General features: G+C 72.5%; 19 protein-coding genes and 5 tRNA genes. 12 read left to right on the top strand and 12 right to left on the bottom strand.

Annotation, left to right across the window (positions count from 1 at the left end):
• Nucleotides 1-101: 101 nt before the first annotated feature.
• A complete protein-coding gene (locus ACNAW0_RS27040; protein ID WP_416290835.1) occupies nt 102-1,148 on the top strand; it encodes a LacI family DNA-binding transcriptional regulator in 1,047 nt (348 codons plus the stop codon).
• A gap of 72 nt (nt 1,149-1,220) precedes the next feature.
• Here the strand turns inward: ACNAW0_RS27040 and ACNAW0_RS27035 are convergent, their stop codons facing one another.
• Together ACNAW0_RS27035 and ACNAW0_RS27030 are read right to left on the bottom strand one after the other, a co-directional pair.
• Nucleotides 1,221-2,438, bottom strand: coding sequence for an acyl-CoA dehydrogenase family protein (locus ACNAW0_RS27035; protein ID WP_416290834.1), 1,218 nt, complete (start codon nt 2,436-2,438; stop codon nt 1,221-1,223).
• Entirely contained in the window at nt 2,438-3,514 is a 1,077-nt protein-coding gene (locus tag ACNAW0_RS27030) for a phosphotransferase family protein (RefSeq protein ID WP_416290832.1), read from the bottom strand. The genes ACNAW0_RS27035 and ACNAW0_RS27030 overlap by 1 nt, the downstream gene beginning before the upstream one ends.
• 197 nt (nt 3,515-3,711) lie before the next feature.
• On the opposite strand from ACNAW0_RS27030, the gene ACNAW0_RS27025 reads away from it, so the two are divergent.
• A complete protein-coding gene (locus ACNAW0_RS27025) occupies nt 3,712-4,416 on the top strand; it encodes an amino acid-binding protein (protein WP_416290831.1) in 705 nt (234 codons plus the stop codon).
• A gap of 97 nt (nt 4,417-4,513) precedes the next feature.
• The gene (locus ACNAW0_RS27020) at nt 4,514-5,644 is read left to right on the top strand and encodes a GNAT family N-acetyltransferase (RefSeq protein ID WP_416290830.1); all 1,131 of its coding nucleotides are present in this window, start codon (nt 4,514-4,516) and stop codon (nt 5,642-5,644) included.
• On the opposite strand, the gene ACNAW0_RS27015 is transcribed toward ACNAW0_RS27020, so the two are convergent.
• Both ACNAW0_RS27015 and ACNAW0_RS27010 read right to left on the bottom strand, forming a co-directional pair.
• Nucleotides 5,629-7,197, bottom strand: a complete 1,569-nt coding sequence (locus ACNAW0_RS27015; protein WP_416290829.1) for an aldehyde dehydrogenase family protein — start codon at nt 7,195-7,197, stop codon at nt 5,629-5,631. The two genes, ACNAW0_RS27020 and ACNAW0_RS27015, sit on opposite strands and share 16 nt — an antisense overlap.
• 323 nt (nt 7,198-7,520) lie before the next feature.
• A complete protein-coding gene (locus tag ACNAW0_RS27010) occupies nt 7,521-8,276 on the bottom strand; it encodes a hypothetical protein (protein ID WP_416290828.1) in 756 nt (251 codons plus the stop codon).
• A 307-nt stretch (nt 8,277-8,583) separates the two neighbouring features.
• On the opposite strand from ACNAW0_RS27010, the gene ACNAW0_RS27005 reads away from it, so the two are divergent.
• Nucleotides 8,584-9,105 carry a DUF488 family protein gene (locus ACNAW0_RS27005; RefSeq protein ID WP_416290827.1) on the top strand — a complete coding sequence of 174 codons (522 nt, stop codon included), beginning with the start codon at nt 8,584-8,586 and terminating at the stop codon, nt 9,103-9,105.
• A 1-nt stretch (nt 9,106) separates the two neighbouring features.
• On the opposite strand, the gene ACNAW0_RS27000 is transcribed toward ACNAW0_RS27005, so the two are convergent.
• From ACNAW0_RS27000 to bioB, 3 genes are read right to left on the bottom strand one after another with little or no spacing between them, the layout of a single operon-like run.
• On the bottom strand, nt 9,107-9,613 hold the full coding sequence (locus ACNAW0_RS27000) for a GNAT family N-acetyltransferase (protein ID WP_416290826.1): 507 nt from the start codon (nt 9,611-9,613) through the stop codon (nt 9,107-9,109).
• 4 nt (nt 9,614-9,617) lie between these two features.
• Nucleotides 9,618-9,827, bottom strand: coding sequence for a hypothetical protein (locus ACNAW0_RS26995; protein ID WP_416290825.1), 210 nt, complete (start codon nt 9,825-9,827; stop codon nt 9,618-9,620).
• A gap of 7 nt (nt 9,828-9,834) precedes the next feature.
• Nucleotides 9,835-10,830, bottom strand: coding sequence for a biotin synthase BioB (gene bioB, locus ACNAW0_RS26990; RefSeq protein ID WP_416290824.1), 996 nt, complete (start codon nt 10,828-10,830; stop codon nt 9,835-9,837).
• Between the two features lie 178 nt (nt 10,831-11,008).
• Here bioB and ACNAW0_RS26985 point away from each other — a divergent pair, with 178 nt between their 5' ends.
• On the top strand, nt 11,009-12,205 hold the full coding sequence (locus ACNAW0_RS26985; protein ID WP_416290823.1) for an 8-amino-7-oxononanoate synthase: 1,197 nt from the start codon (nt 11,009-11,011) through the stop codon (nt 12,203-12,205).
• Nucleotides 12,202-12,930, top strand: coding sequence for a dethiobiotin synthase (bioD, locus tag ACNAW0_RS26980; protein ID WP_416290822.1), 729 nt, complete (start codon nt 12,202-12,204; stop codon nt 12,928-12,930). Before ACNAW0_RS26985 ends, bioD begins: the two co-directional genes overlap by 4 nt.
• A 6-nt stretch (nt 12,931-12,936) precedes the next feature.
• Here bioD and ACNAW0_RS26975 read toward each other — a convergent pair whose 3' ends face one another.
• The 3 genes from ACNAW0_RS26975 to ACNAW0_RS26965 form a co-directional block, all read right to left on the bottom strand.
• Nucleotides 12,937-14,052: a cytochrome P450 gene (locus ACNAW0_RS26975; protein ID WP_416290821.1), complete on the bottom strand. Its 1,116-nt coding sequence runs from the start codon at nt 14,050-14,052 to the stop codon at nt 12,937-12,939.
• Nucleotides 14,053-14,109: 57 nt separating this feature from the next.
• Complete coding sequence (locus ACNAW0_RS26970) at nt 14,110-14,778, bottom strand: class I SAM-dependent methyltransferase (protein WP_416290820.1); 669 nt, start codon at nt 14,776-14,778, stop codon at nt 14,110-14,112.
• A 113-nt stretch (nt 14,779-14,891) separates the two neighbouring features.
• Complete coding sequence (locus ACNAW0_RS26965; protein ID WP_416290819.1) at nt 14,892-15,494, bottom strand: TetR/AcrR family transcriptional regulator; 603 nt, start codon at nt 15,492-15,494, stop codon at nt 14,892-14,894.
• Between the two features lie 266 nt (nt 15,495-15,760).
• On the opposite strand from ACNAW0_RS26965, the gene ACNAW0_RS26960 reads away from it, so the two are divergent.
• From ACNAW0_RS26960 to ACNAW0_RS26945, 4 genes are all read left to right on the top strand, one after another.
• A tRNA-Gly gene (locus tag ACNAW0_RS26960) sits at nt 15,761-15,833 on the top strand.
• 35 nt (nt 15,834-15,868) lie between these two features.
• A tRNA-Cys gene (locus tag ACNAW0_RS26955) sits at nt 15,869-15,939 on the top strand.
• A gap of 13 nt (nt 15,940-15,952) precedes the next feature.
• A tRNA-Val gene (locus ACNAW0_RS26950) sits at nt 15,953-16,027 on the top strand.
• Nucleotides 16,028-16,391: 364 nt separating this feature from the next.
• Nucleotides 16,392-18,635, top strand: a complete 2,244-nt coding sequence (locus ACNAW0_RS26945; protein WP_416290818.1) for a sulfatase-like hydrolase/transferase — start codon at nt 16,392-16,394, stop codon at nt 18,633-18,635.
• Nucleotides 18,636-18,694: 59 nt separating this feature from the next.
• Here ACNAW0_RS26945 and ACNAW0_RS26940 read toward each other — a convergent pair whose 3' ends face one another.
• A complete protein-coding gene (locus tag ACNAW0_RS26940) occupies nt 18,695-18,934 on the bottom strand; it encodes a DUF6458 family protein (protein ID WP_416290816.1) in 240 nt (79 codons plus the stop codon).
• 178 nt (nt 18,935-19,112) lie between these two features.
• Between ACNAW0_RS26940 and ACNAW0_RS26935 the strand changes: the two genes are divergently transcribed.
• Both ACNAW0_RS26935 and ACNAW0_RS26930 read left to right on the top strand, forming a co-directional pair.
• Nucleotides 19,113-19,185, top strand: a tRNA-Gly gene (locus tag ACNAW0_RS26935).
• A gap of 58 nt (nt 19,186-19,243) precedes the next feature.
• Nucleotides 19,244-19,318, top strand: a tRNA-Val gene (locus ACNAW0_RS26930).
• Nucleotides 19,319-19,477: 159 nt separating this feature from the next.
• Here ACNAW0_RS26930 and ACNAW0_RS26925 read toward each other — a convergent pair.
• On the bottom strand, nt 19,478-19,649 hold a 172-nt coding region (locus ACNAW0_RS26925; RefSeq protein ID WP_416290836.1), incomplete at its 5' end, for an LPXTG cell wall anchor domain-containing protein.

Raw genomic sequence — 19,649 nt, 5'->3', positions numbered from 1 at the left:
AGGATCGCTGAGCTGATCAGAGACGCTGGGCCAGCAGTAACTGGCGGCGGCACCGACGCCGTAGCAGGTGCCGGGTCCGTTCGACGTCGGAGGAGTGAACGATGACAACGCAGCGCACACGGTCGCTCGGGCGCCCGACCCTGGACGCGGTCGCCGCCCGTGCCGGCGTGGGGCGCGGCACGGTCTCCCGTGTGGTCAACGGCTCGCCCCAGGTCAGCCCGGACGCCCGGGCCGCCGTCCAGGCGGCGATCGCCGAGCTGGGGTACGTGCCCAACCGCGCCGCCCGGGCCCTGGTGACCCAGCGGACCGACTCGGTGGCGCTGGTGGTCTCCGAGTCGGGGGAGCGGGTCTTCACCGAGCCGTTCTTCGCCAGCATCGTCCGGGGCGTCAGCTCCGCGCTGCTGGAGACCCCGATGCAGCTCTGGTTGGCCATGGCGCAGTCCCAGATCGAGCGGGAACGGGTCGAGCACCACCTGACCAACCAGCACGTCGACGGCGTCCTGCTGCTCTCCCTGCACGACGCCGACCCGCTGCCCACCCTTCTTGAGGAGCGTGGCCTGCCCACCGTGCTCGGCGGCCGGCCGGCCCAGATGCTGCTCCCGGACGCCCAGGACGCCTGGTTCGTCGACGTGGACAACGTCGGCGGCGCCCGGCAGGCGGTGGAATACCTCTTCTCCCGTGGCCGGCGGCGGGTCGCCACCATCGCCGGTACGCAGGACATGGGCGCCGGCCTGGCCCGGCTGACCGGCTACCGGGAGGCGGTCCGGGCCGCCGGCCTCGACGTGAACCCGGACCTGATCGCGTACGGCGACTTCAGCGAGGGCAGCGGCACCGCCTGCATGCGCCGGCTGCTGGAGGTCTGCCCGGACCTGGACGCGGTCTTCGTCGCCTCCGACCTGATGGCCTTCGGCGCGCTGCGGGCGCTCCGCGAGGCCGGCCGCCGGGTGCCCGAGGACGTCGCGGTGGTCGGCTTCGACGACGCCCCGATCGCCCGGCAGGCCGATCCGCCGCTGACCACCGTCTTCCAGCCGGTGGAGGAGATGGGCCGGCAGATGGCGCGTCTCCTGGTCTCCCGCATCCGCGGCGACGAGCTCCCGTCCCCCCACGTCCTCCTGGACACCAAACTCATCCACCGCGCCTCCGCCTGACCCTCCCACCCCCGGGCAATCGCGTTGATCATGAAGTTGGTGTCGCCTGTGTCCAGTGCAGCACCTTCATGATCAACCGCCCGGGTGGCGGCGGAGTTCGCGCCTGGCCAGGGAGGCCCGGTGGACCTCGTCGGGGCCGTCGGCGAGGCGGAGGGTGCGGGCCTGCGCCCAGAGGGCGGCGAGCGGGGTGTCCTGGCTGACGCCGGCCCCGCCGTACGCCTGGATGGCCTTGTCGATCACCCACTCGGCCATGGCCGGCGTGGCGATCTTGATGGCCTGGATCTCGGTGTGCGCGCCCTTGTTGCCGACGGTGTCCATCAGCCAGGCGGTCTTGAGTACCAGCAGCCGGGCCTGCTCGATGCGCACCCGGGACTCGGCGATCCACTCCCGGACGACGCCCTGCTCGGCGAGCGGGCGGCCGAACGCGACCCGGTCCAGGGCCCGCCGGCAGAGCAATTCCAGGGCCCGCTCGGCCATCCCGATCAGCCGCATGCAGTGGTGGATCCGCCCCGGGCCGAGCCGGGCCTGGGCGATGGCGAACCCGACGCCCTCGGCCCCGACCAGGTTCTCCGCCGGCACCCGCACGTCATGGAAGTCGATCTCGGCGTGGCCACCGTGCGGGGCGTCGGAGTAGCCGAACACCGTCATGCCCCGGCGGACGGCCACGCCCGGGGTGTCCCGGGGGACCAGGATCATGCTCTGCTGGCGGTGCCGCTCGGCGCCGGGATCGGTCTTGCCCATCACGACGAAGATCTCGCAGCGCGGGTCCATCGCCCCGGACGACCACCACTTGCGGCCGTTGACCACGTACGAGTCGCCGTCGCGGATGATCCGGGTGGCGATGTTGGTGGCGTCGGAGGAGGCCACCTCCGGCTCCGTCATGCAGAACGCGGAGCGGATCTCGCCCGCCAACAGGGGCTTGAGCCAGCGGTCCCGCTGCGCCGCGGAGCCGAACTCGGCGAGCAGTTCCATGTTGCCGGTGTCCGGCGCGGCGCAGTTCACCGCCTCGGGAGCCAGGTGCGGGCTGCGCCCGGTCAGCTCGGCGAGCGGGGCGTACTGGAGGTTGGTCAGGCCGGCACCGTACCGGGGGTCGGGGAGGAAGAGGTTCCACAGGCCTCGCGACCGGGCCTCGGCCTTCAGCTCGTCCAGGACGGGGGGACGCGCCCACGGGTCGCCGGCCGCGGCGACCTGCTCGGCGTGCACCGGCTCGGCCGGGTACACGCACTCGGCGAGGAAGGTCTCGAGCCGGTCGTGCAGCTCGACCGTACGGGCGTCGTACGCGAAGTCCATCACGTCCCCCTGGCCGCGTGCAGACCGTGCTCGACCAGCAGCGCCACCAGCTCGCCGATCCGCTCGAAGCCCCCGCCGAGCGTCTGCCCGAGGGTGTGCCGGTAGTGGATTCCCTCGCAGATCACCGCCAGCTTGAAGCAGCCGAGCGCCACGTGCCAGTGCAGCGGGCCGACGTCGACGTCGCTGCGCCCGGCGTACCGGTCGAGCAGTTCGGCGCCGGTGGGGAAGCCGGCGCGCGGGCCGAGGCCGTCGGCGACCGGGTTGCCGTCGGCGGCGTCGCTGTCGCCCAGCACGTCCCAGTAGGTCAGGAGCAGCCCGAGGTCGGCCAGCGGGTCGCCGAGGGTGGCCATCTCCCAGTCGAGGACCGCCCGGACGGCGACCGGGTCGACCGCGGCGAGGAGGTTGTCCAGCCGGTAGTCGCCGTGCACGATCCGCCCGGCGTCCGCGCCCTCGGGCACGCTGCCGGCGAGTGCGTCGCGCAGCTCGTCGATGCCGGGCAGCGGTCGGCTGCGGGAGCGGTCGAGCTGGCCGGCCCAGCGGCGTACCTGCCGGGCCAGGTAGCCCTCGGGACGGCCGAAGTCGGCCAGCCCGACCGTAGCCGGGTCGACCGTGTGCAGCGCGGCGAGGGTGTCCATCATCGCCATGGCCAGGTCGCGGCGCTGCCCGTCGGTGAGCGGGTCGGTCTGCGACCGGCTCCGGTAGACCACGCCGTCGACCTTTTCCATCAGGTAGAACGGCGCGCCGATCACGTCGTCGTCCGGGCAGAGCAGCAGCGCGCGGGGAACCGGCACCTCGGTGGGTGCCAGCGCGGAGATCACCCGGTGCTCGCGGGCCATGTCGTGCGCGGTGGCCAGCACGTGCCCGAGCGGCGGCCGGCGCAGCACCACCTCGCGACCGCCGCAGCGCAGCAGGTACGTCAGGTTGGACTTGCCGCCGGCGATCAGCCGCGCCGACAGCGGCCCGGCAGCCAGCTCGGGCCGGTGTGTGGCCAGGTACGCGGCGAGCCGGTCGAGTTCGAGCCCGCGGGGAGCCGGACCGGCCGGGGTCTGCGCCGCCTCGACGCCCGGATCGGTCATCCGGTTAGTTGATGGCAGCTCAGCTTTCTTGTCAAGGTCGGTGCCGGTCGATCTCGGCATCCAGGTCCGCCACGATGAGGTGGATGCGGTTTTTCCGGCGGGACATGGCGCTGCAACCGGGGCGAAATGGTCAACCGGCAGGCTGGGTCCCAGCCTGCCGGCCGTCACGGCCGGCCCGCCGAGCGGAGGGATCAGACATGCTGCTGCGAGTTCGGGTGACCCTGCCGGACCGGCCCGGCACGCTCGGCCAGGTGGCCCGCACACTCGGCGTCTCCGGCGCCGACATCGTCCAGGTGGTCGTGCTGGAGCGGCTCGGTGGCCGGGCGGTGGACGACTTCACCGTGGTGTGGCCGGGGGCGGCGCGGGTGGAACGCCTGCTGGCCGGCCTGGCCGCCATCCCCGGTGTGGCCGTGGACGGGGTGTGGCGGGCGATCGGCGCGCCGACCACCACGGGTCAGGACGCGGAACTGCTCGCCCAGATCGCGGCGAACCCGACCGACGGGGTCGCCACGCTGGTCGACGCGGTGCCCGGGTTGCTCGGCGCGGACTGGGCGGTGGCCGCGGCCGTACCCCTGGACTGGGCCTCCCGCAGCGGCGCCGCCGGCGAGGCCACCGTCGGGTACGCGAGCTGGCGGGCCCCGGTCCCGCCCCGGCTGCCGGGGGTGACCCCGCTGCGGGCCCGCGCGATGACCGGCCCGGACGGGCGGCACTACGCGGTCGTGCCGTTCGGTCGCGCGGGCCTGGTACTGGTGGTGGCCCGGGACCACACCCAGCCGTCCGTCGCCGCCGCGTTCCACTCCACCGAGGTGGACCGGCTCGCCCAACTCGTCCGCGCCGGTGCGGTGATCCTCGGCGATCGGCTGGACCTGGTCGGTGCCCCGCCGGTGACCAGCGTCACGTGACCGGTTCCCGCCGCTTCACCGTCGGGCAACAGCGGCGCAACAGCCGCGCGGCAGGGTCGGGTGGCAGGGGTCGGGTGGCGAGTAGAAAGGAGCAGGCATGGCGCTGTGGCGGATCCGAGCCACCGTGGACGACCGGCCGGGCTACCTGTCGGTGCTCACGGCGAGCCTCGCGTTGCGCGGGGTCAACATCCTCACCGTGCAGGTGCACACCACTGAGGTGGGCGCGCTCGACGATTTCCTGGTCGACGCGCCCGACCAACTGACCGAGGCCGACCTGCGGACGGCCGTCGAGCGGGGACGGGGCCGGGACTGCTGGGTCGCGCGCAGCGAGGCGCGGGGCCTGGCCGACCAGCCCACCCGGGTGCTCGGCCTGGCCATCCGGCTGGTCCGCGACCCGGACGCGACCGGCGAGGCGCTGCGCACCCTGCTCGGCGCGGACACGGTGGCCTGGCGGCCGACCCCGGCCGGGCCGCTCGGCGGGGTGGGCGCGTCCACGATGCTGCTGGCCGACCCGGCCGGCGGGTCGTACGAGCTGTTCCGTCGCGAGCCGAGCTTCACTCCGGCCGAGTACGCCCGGGCCCAGGCGCTGGTGGAGCTGGCCGCCACCGTCGCCCGGCGCGACGCGGACCGGATCACCGTGCTGCTGCCCGACTCGGCCGAGGTGCTGGTCCGGCCGGCGACCGTGGACGACCTGCCGGCTGTGCTGGAGCTGTACGAGACCTGCTCGGAGCGGAGCCGGCAGCGGCGGTACCTGAGCGGCGCGGCCCGGCCGTCGCCGGCCCGGTTGCGGCGGCTGCTGGAGCCGGCCCGGGGGCTCACCCTGGTCGCCGCGGTCGACTCCGGCGGGGAGGCGGAGCCGGTCGTGGCGATGGCCAACCTGCTCGGCGAGGGGGACGAGGCGGAGGCGGCGCTGCTGGTCCGCGACGACTGGCAGCGGCGCGGCCTGGGCTCGGCCCTGCTGCGGCGGCTGCTCGGGCACGCCGAGCGGATCGGCTACGCCGCCGTGCTGCTGCACGTGCACGCCGAGAACGCCCCGATACTGCGCACCGTACGCCGGCAGGACCGGCCGACCTCGGTGGACGGGGACGGCAGCGTGCTGACCGTGACGGTGCCGCTGGGCGTACGCCCGGCCGAGCTGCCCCGCCAGCCCAACGGGGACCCGGGTGGGGCTCCCGGTGCGGGGGCCCCACCCGGGTCCGCTGGCCGATGGCCTCAGGTGGCCGGGTAGCTGCTGTAGTCGGGGAAGTTGCCGTAGAGCCGGCCGTCGCCGCCCACGGTGACCGCCTGTACGAGCAGGTCGCCGCCGACGAAGGCGCCCTTCCAGGACGCGCCCCGGCCGCCGAACGGCTCCTCCCGGTCGCCCCGGGAGCGGGGCTTGTTGATGCCCACCTTGAACGCCTGCAGGTCGACGGCGAGCTTGCCGGCCAACTCCTCGTCGTCGCAGGCGAGGGAGGCGACCAGTGCGCCGTTGGAGGCGTTCATCTGGGCCAGCAGCTCGTCGGTGGTGTCCACCACGACGATGGTGTCGACCGGGCCGAACGGCTCGGCGTGCATCAGCCGGGACCGGCCGGGCGGGGCGAGCAGCACGGCCGGCGCCACGTACGCGGAGGTGTCCTGCCCGTCGAGGAAGGGCGCCCCGTCGAGCTTGCCCCGGTGCAGCGGCACCGCGCCGCCGCGTACCGCCTCGTCGACCTTGCGGCGCAGCTCCTCGGCCTTGGCGGCGCTGATCAGCGGGCCGAAGTCCAGCTCGGGCAGCGGGTCGCCGGCCCGCCAGTTCTCGTCCACCGCGAGCGGGTGTCCGAACCGGACCGAGCGGACCACCGGCAGGTACATGTCGAGGAACTCGTCGACCAGGTCCCGCTGGACCACGAACCGGGGGTACGCGGTGCAGCGCTGCTTGCCGTACTCGAAGCCCTTCTTCAGCTGTGCGGCGAGCAGGTCCCACTGGGAGAAGTTCCAGATACCCCAGGCGTTGAGGCCCTCCTGCTCGATGAAGTGCCGCTTGTCGGAGTCCAGCAGCGCCGCGGCCACCTTGCCGCCGTTGGACCGGCCGCCGACGAACGCCACCGCGCCGATCTCCGGGGCGCGTACCAGCACCTCGGACAGCTCCTCGCCGCCGCCGGAGAGCAGGGTGGCGGGCAGCCCGGCGCGGCGCATCAGGGCGTGCGCCACGGTGAGGCAGACCGCGCCGCCCTGGGACGGGGTCTTGGCGATCACCGCGTTGCCGGCGAGCAGCTGCACCAGCTCGGCGTGGACCAGCACGCTCATCGGGTAGTTCCAGGAGGCGATGTTGCTGACCGGGCCGGGCAGCGGCTCGCGGCCGTCGGCGAGCATCCGGTCGATCTCCTGCACGTACCAGCGCACGCCGTCCAGGGCACGGTCGACGTCGGCACAGGCCAGCCGCCACGGCTTGCCGATCTCCCAGACCAACAGCATGGCGAGCAGGTCGCGGTGGGCGGTGAGCGCGTCGAGGGCCTCGGTGACCCGGGCCTTGCGGTCGGCGAGCGGGGTCTGCGCCCAGTCCCGGTGGGCGGCGGCGGCGTGCGCGACGGCCCGGCGCGCCGCATCGGCGTCGAGCCGGGCCAGGTTCACCAGGACGGTGTTGTCGACCGGGGTGCGGACCGGCGTCGGCGTGCCGACCGCCTGCCACTCGCCCTCGATCAGGTTGTGCAGGGTGGCGCCGCCGTCCGCCGCCGTACCGAAGGCCTCCGGCGCGGCGGCCACCGCGCGGGCGAGGGTGTCGGACCAGGAGGTGCCGCCAGCGAGTGTGAGAGCAGCCATCGTGATCTCCTCAGAGTTGTCCGGGGAGCGGCGGCATCGATGGCACCGCTGGTGAGGCGTACTGTCCCGCGTGGTCGAGCGCGCCGGCAACCGTACGCTCGTATATCAGGACATCGAGCCCACCGGTTGGCCCCCGCCGCGCGGCGTCGCGGCCGTCCAACACCGGCTCCCACCTGCGGGTACGCGGAGAAGCGATCGCAACTTGTCAATGATGTGATTCAGCTCCGGGTGGTGTCGACCGGGGCCACCCGGCAGTTCGGCCCGGACATGCGAACCGGCCGCCGGACCGAGGTCCGGCGGCCGGTCACGGCTGGCGTGTCAGGTCAGCTGGTGAAGGTGATCTTGCGCCGACGCCGGAGCGTCATCAGCGTGACGCCACCGCCGATGAGAGCGAGGCCGGTGAGCGCGACGCTGGTCGCCGCCACGCCGGTCACCGGCAGGCCGCCACTGTTGTCGCTGCCACCGCCGGCACCGCCGCCCACCGAGGAGCTCGGCGACGGGGTGCCGCCGGGCTTGCCCGGGTTCTGGGACTCTTCGCCCGGGTTCTGGGGTTCCTTGCCCGGGTTCTCGGGCTTCGACGACGCGCACGGCTGCAGCCAGAAGACCTTGCTCTTGGCGCCGGACGACTTGCCGCCGATCAGTTTCACGTCGAGCTTGAGGTGGTAGCCCTGCTTCGGGTGCAGCGTCAGCCCGGTCAGGTCGAGGTCGTTCGCGGAGAGCTTGATGACCACGTCGTGGTCGTTCGCCGCGCCGGACGCCGGGTCGTCGCTGATCAGCACGTCCTTCTTCGACCAGACGACCTTGTCCTTCGGGGTGGCGGACGGTGCCTGGGCCCAGAGGGTGAGGTTCGCCCGCTGGTCCTTGTCGAAGTTGAAGAACTCCAGCTCGAACTCGCAGGTGACGTGCGGCTTGTTGTCGACCTTGTCGGTGAAGGGCGGGCCGTCGATCTTGACGGTGCCGTTGTCACCCGGCGGGTTGTGCGGGTTGCCGGTGGCCCAGGCCGGAGCGGCGAAGGCGAGGCAGGCAGTGGCGGCGGCGGCGGTGAAGGCCGTGCGCGCCACGTGCCGACGCTTTGGCATGAGGAATCCTCCGAAATTGGGAAGGGGGACGGCACATGTTCTCATATGGTGCGTCCCTTGGCGACACCGGTCGATCGGCCTGCACTGGGACGACCTACTGCACCCAAAACGGAAACAAAGCAAGATTGAGCCAATTTCGGGGCGTACCGACGTAACGGAAAAGTGCCATGGGACGGCCCGCCGCTCGCAATGGGCGGAGACGCTTGTCTTCCCAAACGGGTGACGTTGACATTGCATTGTCGTTTTCCATGGAAGCGCTCCCGCCCAGCGGACGGTAATTGTCCAAGATTCGGGGCAAGCTGGGTTCGTGTTGCTGACGGTGGGGCACGGGGCGGCCGATCGGGGGCGGCTGGGGGAGTTGCTGGGGGGCGCGGGAGTGGCGCTGGTGGTGGACGTGCGGCGGTACCCGGCCAGCCGGACCAACCCGGACGTGCGGCGGGAGGCGCTCGAACGCTGGCTGCCGGAGCGGGGCATCGATTACCGCTGGGAGCCCCGCCTCGGCGGCCGCCGGCACGTCCGCGCCGGGGAACCGGAGCCCGACACCTGGTGGAGGGTCGCGGCGTTCCGGGCGTACGCCGCGTACACCCGGACGCCCGAGTTCGACGCGGGGCTGGAAGAGGTGCTCGCCGACGCGGCGCGCCGGACCACCGCGGTGATGTGCAGCGAGAGCGTCTGGTGGCGCTGCCACCGCCGGTTGATCGCCGACGTGACGGTGCTCGGCCACGGGGTCCCGGTGCGGCACCTCAGGCCGGACGGCCGGCTCAGCCCGCACCGGCCGGCCGAGGGCGCCCGCCGCCTCCCCGACGGCCACCTGATCTGGGACCGCTGACTCAGCCGGCCAGCTCGTCGGCGAGCAGGTCCATCAGCAGGCCGTCGTGCCAGCGACCGTCCGTGCCGCGCTCGTAGCGGCGCATGATGCCCACCGGGCGGAAGCCCACCTTCGCGTACGCGCGGATCGCCGCGGTGTTCGCCGCCGCCGGGTCGATGGTGAACCGGTGGTGGCCGTGCTCGTCGATCAGGTGCCGGACCAGGGTGCGGATGGCGTCCCCACCCAGGCCGGCGCCGCGTACCTCGGGGTCGAGGAAGATGTCCAGGCTGGCGTGGCGGTAGTCCGGCTCGGTCTCGGCGGAGCACTGGATCGCGCCGACCACCCGGCCGTCGTGCTCGATGGCGTAGACGGTCAGCTCATCGTCGGCCAGGTCGGCGCGGATCTCCCCAACCAGGTCGTCGCCGCCGCGCCACCAGCGCCGGACCTCCGGGGTGGCCCGGATCGCCGCGAGGGCGGGTACGTCCGCGTCCGTCGCCGGTCGCAACGTCACCGCCCGCCCGCGCAGCATCTGGTCAGCCCCGGATCTCGCCGTGCTCGACGCAGACCGCCGACCAGCCGGTCGGCACCACCTGCACCTTCATCCGGCGACGGCAGCGAGTGCAGTAGCGCGGCGGTTCCAAAGCCCGGGCCGCCGCGCACGCCTCGTGCGCGCCGGCGTCGGCCGGCTCGCCGCAGCGGTCGCACCAGCGCTGCGCCGTCGCGGGCTCGACAAGCTCGGTCACCGCCACCTCACAGGGTCGCCGACAGCGCCTTGACCGGCATCTTCAGGTCGTCCAGCAGCTTCAGGTCGTCGGTCGCCGCCCGGCCCAGGGTGGTCAGGTAGTTGCCGACGATGACCGCGTTGATGCCGCCGAGCAGACCGTCCCGGGTGCCCAGGTCGCCGAGGGTGAGCTCCCGGCCGCCCGCGTACCGGAGGATGGTGCGCGGCATGGCCAGCCGGAACGCGGCGATGGCCCGCAGCGCGTCCTTGCCCTCCACCACCGGACGGTCGCCGAGCGGGGTGCCCGGTCGGGGGTTGAGGAAGTTCAGCGGCACCTCGTGCGGGTCCAGCTCGGCGAGCTGCGCGGCGAACTCGGCCCGCTGCTCCACCGTCTCGCCCAGGCCGAGGATGCCGCCGCAGCAGACCTCCATGCCGGACTCGCGGACCATCTTCAGGGTCTCCCAGCGCTCCTCCCACGAGTGGGTGGTGACCACGTTCGGGAAGTAGGAGCGGCAGGTCTCCAGGTTGTGGTTGTAGCGGTGTACGCCCATCCCGACCAGCTCGTCGACCTGCTCCTGGGTGAGCATGCCCAGCGAGGCGGCGACCTGGATGTCGACCTCGGCCTTGATGGCGGCCACGCCCTCGCGCATCTGCTTCATCAGCCGGGCGTCCGGGCCGCGCACGGCGGCCACGATGCAGAACTCGGTCGCCCCGGTCGCGGCGGTCTGCTTCGCCGCCTCGACCAGCGCGGGGATGTCCAGCCAGACCGAGCGGACCGGCGAGGTGAACAGGCCGGACTGCGAGCAGAAGTGGCAGTCCTCCGGGCAGCCGCCGGTCTTCAGCGAGACGATGCCCTCGACCTCGACCTCCGGGCCGCACCAGCGCATCCGTACCTCGTGGGCGAGCTGGAGGGCGGCAGGCAGGTGCGCGTCGGGCAGGTTGAGCACGGCGAGGACACCGGCCTCGTCGAGGCCGACGCCGTTCTCCAGCACCTGGGTCCGCGCCTGGTCGAGGATCTCTGGCATGGCTCGTACCCTACAAGGCCGGTGGGCGGGGAGAAATCGGCTCCGCATCGGGGGTGACCAGCGCGTCGACCAGCAGTGCCCGGGCCGGCGATGGCAGGCTCGGGTCGGCCCGGCCGGGTGGTAATTTCGCCCGGCGGAAGCGCCCGAGGGGCGATGGTCGGCGGGAAGGGACGGGACGGTGGCGGACTGGCTGGCGGCGCTCGACCGCCGCGCCGACCTGCGGGCCAAGGCGGGGCTCACCCGTACCCTGCGCCCGCGCGCCGCCGGCGACGCCGTGGTCGACCTGGCCGGCAACGACTATCTCGGCCTGGCCACCCACCCGGAGGTCACCGCCGCGGCGGCACGGGCGTTGTCCGCGTACGGGCTGGGGGCGACCGGGTCACGGCTGGTGCGCGGCTCCACCGACCTGCACCACGCGCTGGAGGACGCCCTCGCGGACTGGCTCGGCACCGAGCGGGCGCTGGTCTTCTCCTCCGGCTACCTGGCCAACCTGGCCGCCATCCGGGGCCTGGTGCGGCCGCGTACGCTGCTCGTCTCCGATGCGCACAACCACGCCTCGCTGATCGACGGCTGCCGGATCGCCGGCGCGGAGACCGTGGTGACCCCGCACGTCGACGTCGACGCGTTGGCCGCCGCGCTGGCCGCCGCCCCGGGCCGGCCCGCGGTGGTGGTCACCGAGTCGGTCTTCTCCGTCGACGGTGACCTCGCCCCGCTGGCCGAGCTGCACGCGGTGGCCCGCCGGCACGGCGCGCTGCTGCTGGTCGACGACGCGCACGCGCTCGGCGTCACCGGCCCGGCCGGGGCCGGCGGGGTGGCCGCGGCGGGACTGGCCGGCGCGCCGGACGTGGTGGTGACCGCCACCGTCTCCAAGGCGCTCGGTGGAGCCGGCGGGGTGGTGGCGGGGCCGGCGGAGTTCGTCCGGCATCTGGTGGAGACCGGGCGGACGTTCATCTTCGACACCGCGCTGCCCCCGGCGGTGGCCGCCGGCGTGCTGGCGGCGGTCGGGCTGGCCCGGGCCGGCGACGGACTGCGCGCCGAACTGGCCGAACGGGCCGCGCTCGCGGTCCGCCGGCTGGGCGCGGCCGGGCTGGACGTGTCCGCCCCCGACGCGGCGGTGGTGTCGGTGACCGCGTCCGGCCCGGAGGCGGCGACCGCGTGGGCGGCCGCCTGCCGGGAGCGGGGCGTCGCGGTGGGCTGCTTCCGGCCGCCGTCCACCCCGGACAGCCGATCCCGGCTCCGGCTGACCATCAGCGCCGGCGTGGCCCGGGCCGATTTCGAGCGGGCGCTGGACGTGATTGTGGAGTGTGCGGCGGTGAGTGCGAGGAGTGAGCCGGGTTTGCGAGCCCCGCAGCCGCGAGCGAAGGAGGGGTCATGAGTAACGGTTGGACCGGGCCGGTGCTGGTGACCGGTACGGACACCGAGGTGGGCAAGACCGTGGTGACCGCGGCGATCGCGGCCGCCGCACAGGCCGCCGGGCTGCGGGTCGCGGTGGTCAAGCCGGGCCAGACCGGTACGGCGACCGGCGAGCCCGGCGACGTCGACGCGGTGACCCGGCTGGCCGCCCCGCTCACCGGCCGGACCCTGGCCAGCTACCCGGATCCGCTCGCCCCGCTCACCGCGGCCCGGGTCGCCGAGCTGCCGCCGCTGGAGCTCTACACCGCCGTCGACGCGATCCGCGAGGAGACCGACAAGCACGACCTGGTGCTCGTGGAGGGGGCTGGCGGGCTGCTCGTACCGATGGGGTTACGGCCGTCGGGTGAGCCCTGGACGGCGGCCGACCTGGCGGTGTCGTTGGGCGCGCCGGCCGTCGTGGTGGCCCGCGCCGGGCTCGGCACGTTGAACCACACCGCGCTCACCCTCGAGGCGCTGGAACGCCGGGCCATCCCTGCCGGAGTGGTGATCGGCGCCTGGCCGGCCGAGCCGGAGCTGGTGCACTGGCTCAACCTGTCCGACCTGGTGCCGAACCTCCTGGGCACGGTGCCCATGGGCGCCGGCGCGATGGCCCCGGGGGTGTTCCGCCGGTCCGCCCCGGGCTGGCTGACCCCCGCCCTGTACGGGGTGCTCGACGACTGGCGGGCCTGGGCCGAGGACGCGAGCTGACTTCTGTCAGGCCCGGCGGATCACGAAGGCGTCCGGCATCCGGAAGGTGAGGTTGTCCGGGCACCACGGCGGGCGGACCACCGTCACCCCGTCGAGCAGCGGCACCGCCTCCGCGACCACCACGGCCGCCTCCATCCGGGCCAACTGTGCGCCCACGCACCGGTGCGGCCCCGCCCCGAAGGCCAGGTGCCGCCGGGAGCCGCGCTGCCCGGGCCGGAAGTCGCCGGGCGCGGCAACCACCTCCGGGTCCCGGCCGGCCCGGGCCAGCCAGGCCACGATGCTGGTGCCCGCCGCGACGGCGGCGCCGCCCAGCGTGGTATCCACCGTGGCCACCCGCCGCCAGGTGACGATCGGCGGCTCCAGCCGCAGCCCCTCCTCGACCACGTCGGCGACCGGGATCTCGCCGGCGTGGAGCCCGGCCCGCACCGACGGTTCGCCGGCCAGTCGGTGCAGCAGCAGGGTGAGGAACTGCGAGGTGGTCTCCTGCCCGGCGACCAGCAGGAAGAACAGCGCGCCGACCACCATGTCGGGGGAGTGCCCGGCGTCGCGCAGCCGGGCGGCCAGCCCACCACCGGTCGCGGCGAACGCGCGCAGCACGGTGTGGAACCGGCCGACCTCGGTGGCGAGGGCGAGCTGCCGGGCCTCGTCGAGCGGCGCCCAGAACAGCTCCAGGGCGGCCCGGGCGAAGTCCTTGACCGTGTCGACCGGGACGTCCGGCAGCTCGACCAGCCGGGCCAGCACCAGCAGGGGCAGGTCGGCGGCGAGTTCCGCGTACAGGTCGACCGGCTCGCCGCCGTCGAGGGTCGCGGCGAGCCGGGCCACCCGTCGCCGGACCAGGTCGGTCAGCCAGGGCTGCTGCGCGGCCACCCGGTCGGGGTGCAGCGCGTCGGCGACGATGCCGCGGATCTCGGGGTGGCTGGCGGCCGAGTTGTTGGCCAGCGTCGGCGGCAGCCGGAACCGGTGTCCGGCGAGGACCCGCAGGGCGGCCACCGGGATCGGGGTCACCGCGTCGAGGGCGTTGTCCGGCCGGAACGTCTCCGGATCGGTGAGCAGCCGCCGGACCAGGGCGTGCCGGGTCACCACCAGATGCGGCACACCGACGTGGTCGACCACAGTCGCCATGTCGGGCCACGGACCGTCGACGGACCTTCCCCAGCCCCGGAACAGCACGGCGACACGCTAGCGGGCGGCCCCTGGCGGAGCCGGGTCCAGCTCCCACACGGTGGTGTGCTTCACCCGTACGCTCTCCAGCGCCTCCGGCACGGGCACGTCGTACCCGGCCAGCTCGTGGAAACGTTCGCGGGGCAGGAACGCCCGGCCGGGGTCGCCGACCAGCACCCGGGCCCCGGACCGGGCGGCCCGCAGCAGGAAGCGCAGCATCCGGCGGGCCATCGCCTCGCTGTAGAAGACGTCGCCGGCCAGCACCACCTCGGCGTCCCCGGCGTCCTCGTCGAGGATGTCGCCGAGCTCGGCCGCGACACGTACCCCGTTGGCCTCGGCGTTGAGCGCGACGGCCGAGACCGCCCGCTCGTCCACCTCGACGGCCCGGACGGCGGCAGCGCCGGCGCGGGCGGCGGCGATGGCGACCAGGCCGGAGCCGGAGGCGAGGTCGAGCACCCGCCGCCCGGCGACCAGCTCGGGGTGGTCGGTGACGTAGCGGGCGAGCGCCTGCCCGCCGGCCCAGGCGAAGGCCCAGAACGGTGGCGGTTGGGCGGCGCGGAACTCGCCCTCGGTCAGCTCCCACAGGCCGATCGGCTCGTCGGCCTGGTGCAGTCGGACCTCCGGGACGAAGGCGACCGGGGCGAGCCGGGCGTGCAGCCGGACGAAGGCCGCGGACAGGTCGGACACGGGCTGATTCTGTCGTACGCCCCGGTGCCGGCCGCCGGCGCGCGTCTGCTCGTGCCCGGCGTGTCGCGGACGGGCCTCAGTCGAGCCCGTTCCCGGCGTGTCGCGGTAGGGCCTCAGTCGAGCTGGCCCGGTTCCAGCCCAAGCTCGCGCGCGGCGACGAGTCGGATCCACTCGGCGATCTGCCGCCGGGTGATCACCCGCTCGTGTACTGCGAGCTGCACCGCCAGGCCGTCCATCACGGCGCTGATCCGCCAGGCCGCGCCCGCCGGATCCGGGCAGTCGAAGGTGCCGTCGGCCACCCCGTCGGAGATCACCTTCGCGAGGTCCTGCCGCCACCGCAGGTCGAGCCGGCGGGAGATCTTCTCCAGCTCCGGGGTACGCAGTGACTCCGCCCAGCCGTCGATCCAGATGGACCAGGAGGTCGACCGGCCGGTCGGGGCGTAGAGGCGCAGCATCCGGCGCAGCTTCGCCAGTGGCGGGGCGGAGGAGCGGATCACCGCGTCGAGCCGGGTCAGGTTCTGCTCGACGGCGTACGCGAACGCCTGTGCGAGGAGCCGATCCTTGGTGGCGAAGTGGTAGAAGACCAGGGCCTGGCTGACCCCGGCGGCCTCCGCCACGTCGGCGGTACGGGTGTTGGCGAGTCCACGTTCCGCGATCACGTCGCAAGCCGTACGAAGCAGGGCATCCAGGCGGATTTCGGCGGCGCGTTTCGTCACGCCCGTTACCGTAACCCATACCAAAGACCACGAGGAGTTACCAAGGCGGCCCGTCGGGCCGGCGGGAGTCGGAAGCCGGACACCTTTCCCGGCGTGTCGGCCCGGCCGGCTCCCGCCCGCCGGGCGGCTACCACCCAGGCCCCTGGGAAGCTCTACGCAAAGCGGGACGCCGTCACCCGGACGCGCCCGAATGGCCACCCCGATTTGGCAACCGTTCCCGGGCTCGGCTAAAGTTCTCATCCGTCACCGGGGAACGCCCGGGGCACGCGGACGTAGCGCAGCTGGTAGCGCATCACCTTGCCAAGGTGAGGGTCGCGGGTTCGAATCCCGTCGTCCGCTCGGAGATGCCGCCACGCATGTCGGGGGGCAACCTCGGTGGAGTGGCCGAGAGGCGAGGCAACGGCCTGCAAAGCCGTGTACACGGGTTCAAATCCCGTCTCCACCTCGGCAGTAGACGAGGGCGATTGGCGCAGTGGGAGCGCGCTTCCTTGACACGGAAGAGGTCACTGGTTCAAACCCAGTATCGCCCACCAGTAAAATCGCAGGTGAACGGCTCGTTACCAAGATCTTGGTAGCGAGCCGTTTCGCTTTTGCTCATTACATATGGAGCAACAGGGGGCACAAGATCGTTCTGCCGCTCGGCTCCGTCGTGTGCGGCGCGGATCTCGTCGCCGGCGCAACCGGATGCTGATTTTCGGGCGTCGCCACCTGGCAGCGGGGGTAGCCGAATACATCGACCCTTGACGTGCTTTGGCCCCCTTCCTAGCATGAGGTCTGACCTCTGGAGGCGACTGCCAGCAGACCCCTGAGGGGCCCGGCAATCCAACTGATCGCCAAGCATCCGACGCTCGGGCTGGCGAATGCACGGATCAATGCGCGAGAGGCGGAGGCGGGATCATGACGAAGCACATCACGAGCCGACGGCAGTTCCTGGTCGGGGCGGGAACGGCGGCGACCGTCGCCGCAGCCGGAGCTTGGCCGACGGCGGCGCGGGCCGCGTCCGAGGGAAGGCCGCCAAACATCGTGTTCGTGCTCGCCGACGACCTCGGCTTTGGCGAGCTTGGCGCCTACGGGCAGCAGAAGATCCTCACCCCGCATATCGACAGCCTTGCCGCTGAGGGCGTACGTTTCACCGACTGCTACGCGGGCGGCCCGGTGTGCGCCCCCTCGCGCTGCTCACTGCTGACCGGACTGCACATCGGACACGGCACGGTGCGCGAGAACCCGGACGGGGATCTTGCCCGGGCGTCACTGAAGCCCGAGGACGTTACCTTCGGTGAGGTCCTGCGTGCCGTCGGCTACCGCACCGCTTGTATCGGTAAATGGGGGTTTGGTTTCGAAGAGCCCAACCAGCCGAGCCACCCCAACGAGCGCGGGTTCGATGAGTTCTTCGGCTACATCACCCACACCCACGCGCACGACTACTACCCCACGTACCTGTTCAACGATGGCGACCGAGTCCTCTACCCGGAGAACGAGGGCGCCAATGTGACCTATGCGCCGGATCTGTTCATGGCCCGCGCGCTGGAGTTCATCGAGCGCAACCGAGACCAGCCATTCCTGCTCTTCTTCAACCCCACGCTGCCGCACTCGCCACACGACGTACCGAGCGACGCGCCCTACGGCGACATGCCGTGGACGGCGGGCAACAAGCGACACGCCGCCCAGATCACGTTGCTCGACACCTACGTCGGCCGCCTCGTCGAACGCCTGCGCGAACTCGGGCTCGACGACAACACGATCGTCATGCTCGCCGGCGACAACGGCCCGCACGAGGAGGGCGGCAACAAGTACGACCCGGACTTCTTCGACGCTAACGGCCCCTTGCGCGGGTACAAGCGCAACCTCTACGAGGGCGGCATCCGGGTGCCGATGATCGCCTGGTCGCCCCGGCTGCTACGCCGATCGGCCGGTACTGTCTGCGATCAGCCGTGGGCATTCTGGGACGTGTTCCCGACGCTCGCCGACTTCGCGGGCGCGCCGGTGCCAGGTCACCTGGACGGGCGTTCCGCCCGTGCGTTGCTCGTAGGCGGCCGCCGCGAGAATGTCGGACCGCTGTACTTCTACCGGCGGGACAAGAGCCAAACCTCGCATGCGAATGCCACCGACGGTGGCCGCATGCGCAACACCTGCGAGGCGGCGCGCTACGGCGACTGGAAGGCGGTGCGCTTCGCGCCAGGACGCGATCGCTATGTGGATGACGCGCAGTGGGATGTCGAACTCTACAATTTGGCAACCGACGTCGGCGAGACGACGAACCTCGCTGCCCGGCATCCCGAGGTGGCCGCCGCGCTTGTGGGCTTCATGCGCGACGCATGGGTCGAGGCACCATATGAGAGGCCGACGTGGAGCCCCGAGGGGCTCGCGATCGACGTGCCGCCGTTCCTGGTTGCCGGGGGGTCCGGGCAGGTCGTCACCGAGCTTTCCAACCACCACGACGATGCCTTCGTGCACGCGCGTCTGTCGCTCGAGGCACCGACGGGCTGGACGGTGACGCCGATCTCTCCGTTGGCGTTCTCCACAGTGCCGCCGGGACGATCGGTGCGCAGTGTCTGGAAGGTTGTGCCTCCGCCGGACAGCGAGCCCGGCGTCGACCTGCATGCCCTCGTGGCGCGGGCGACATACCAGTACTTGGGGCGCCCGAACAGCACCGCACTGGCCGATCTCGTCACCGTCGCGCCGCCGGCACCTGGCGCCGATGGCTACCTGAGCGACCTCGCCTGGATTTCGGCGAGTAACGGGTGGGGTCCTGTGGAGCGCGACATGAGCAACGGCGAGCAGGGTGCGGGTGACGGCGCGCAGATCAGTATCCGAGGCACCACCTACGCCAAGGGTCTGGGCGTCCACGGGGAGTCGGTTGTTCTCTACTATCTCGGCGGCATGTGCGACCGTTTCACCGCCGATGTCGGCCTCGACGACTGGTCTGCCCTGCGCAGCAATGCCGGCAGTGTGGCGTTCTATGTGTTCGCCGACGATCGGGAGGTCTTTTCCAGCGGCGTGCTCACGAAGAAGAACGGCCCAGTCAGGGTCAACCTTCCGTTGACCGGTGTCCAGGTCCTCAAGCTCGTTGTCACCAACGCCGCGGGCACCGCGTTCGACCACGCCTCGTGGGCCGACGCCTACATCTATGTCCGGAAGTAGGAAAAGTCAGTTTCTGGTGAGACCGACCTGAGCGATGGCCGGTGGCTGAGTGCCGTCCGTCACAGCGGAGGCGTCACGTCCCGGCGTTCCTCGACCCGCCGGTACTCCACCGGCTCTGCCGTGGTGACCACCTCGCTGCGGCGGCCCCAGATCAGCGCGGTCATGATCAGGCCGAGGGCGCCGGCCGCCATCAGGATCCAGCCGACGATGTCCAGGTTGACCCCGCCGATGTTGGCATCCAGCGCGAAGGTGAGGATCGCGCCGACCGCGATCAGGAAGATGCTGGTTCCGATTCCCACGACAGCCTCCTTCGAGACGGGTTGTGCTGTCGGGAGCAGTCAGTACCCCGACGGCGACCAGCGCAATCACCCAGCGGTGGCGACCGCGGCCCGGCCTGCGCCCCAGAGTGGGGGGCTGCCGCACGGCGATCTTGTCATCGGGTACAGTTCTACCTGTCGCCGACCGAACTGGCGGCGCGCGGACGTAGCGCAGCTGGTAGCGCATCACCTTGCCAAGGTGAGGGTCGCGGGTTCGAATCCCGTCGTCCGCTCGCGATCAGCCCCTCGCGGGGCAGACCGTTGCCGGTGTTTCCAATCCGGCGAGCGCTCGGGCGATTGGCGCAGTGGGAGCGCGCTTCCTTGACACGGAAGAGGTCACTGGTTCAAACCCAGTATCGCCCACCATTCTTGTCGGCGTCCGCCCGTCTCGTACGGTTCTTCCCTGGCACGTCTCTGCACACTGTCGAATGCGTAGACGCCGCTGGCCGGCACCCCTCTTCGAGTGCCGGCCAGCGGCGTTGTGTTCGGTTACCGCGACGCGCGAGCCAGTCGGGGGCGCGGGCGTTACGCGACGAAGCGGGTACGGCGACGACGGGCCACCAGGTAGCCGGCACCGCCAAGCAGCAGCAGGGCCGCACCGGCGCCCGCCACGGTGGCGGTCTTCGAGCCGGTCACCGGCAGGCCCCCGCCGTCACCGCCGTCCTCGCCGGGAGCAGACGGGCTGACGCTGGGCGCA

Source organism: Micromonospora sp. SL1-18, from assembly GCF_047921505.1.
In the GTDB taxonomy this organism is placed as follows: Bacteria; Actinomycetota; Actinomycetes; order Mycobacteriales; family Micromonosporaceae; genus Micromonospora.
This window is presented reverse-complemented; position numbering and strand designations above follow the sequence as displayed.

Coding starts and splice junctions, on each gene's coding strand:
- ACNAW0_RS27040 (WP_416290835.1), top strand. CDS start 102: ATGACAACGCAGCGCACACGGTCGCTCGGGCGCCCGACCCTGGACGCG.
- ACNAW0_RS27035 (WP_416290834.1), bottom strand. CDS start 2,438: ATGGACTTCGCGTACGACGCCCGTACGGTCGAGCTGCACGACCGGCTC.
- ACNAW0_RS27030 (WP_416290832.1), bottom strand. CDS start 3,514: ATGACCGATCCGGGCGTCGAGGCGGCGCAGACCCCGGCCGGTCCGGCT.
- ACNAW0_RS27025 (WP_416290831.1), top strand. CDS start 3,712: ATGCTGCTGCGAGTTCGGGTGACCCTGCCGGACCGGCCCGGCACGCTC.
- ACNAW0_RS27020 (WP_416290830.1), top strand. CDS start 4,514: ATGGCGCTGTGGCGGATCCGAGCCACCGTGGACGACCGGCCGGGCTAC.
- ACNAW0_RS27015 (WP_416290829.1), bottom strand. CDS start 7,197: ATGGCTGCTCTCACACTCGCTGGCGGCACCTCCTGGTCCGACACCCTC.
- ACNAW0_RS27010 (WP_416290828.1), bottom strand. CDS start 8,276: ATGCCAAAGCGTCGGCACGTGGCGCGCACGGCCTTCACCGCCGCCGCC.
- ACNAW0_RS27000 (WP_416290826.1), bottom strand. CDS start 9,613: ATGCTGCGCGGGCGGGCGGTGACGTTGCGACCGGCGACGGACGCGGAC.
- bioB (WP_416290824.1), bottom strand. CDS start 10,830: ATGCCAGAGATCCTCGACCAGGCGCGGACCCAGGTGCTGGAGAACGGC.
- bioD (WP_416290822.1), top strand. CDS start 12,202: ATGAGTAACGGTTGGACCGGGCCGGTGCTGGTGACCGGTACGGACACC.
- ACNAW0_RS26975 (WP_416290821.1), bottom strand. CDS start 14,052: ATGGCGACTGTGGTCGACCACGTCGGTGTGCCGCATCTGGTGGTGACC.
- ACNAW0_RS26945 (WP_416290818.1), top strand. CDS start 16,392: ATGACGAAGCACATCACGAGCCGACGGCAGTTCCTGGTCGGGGCGGGA.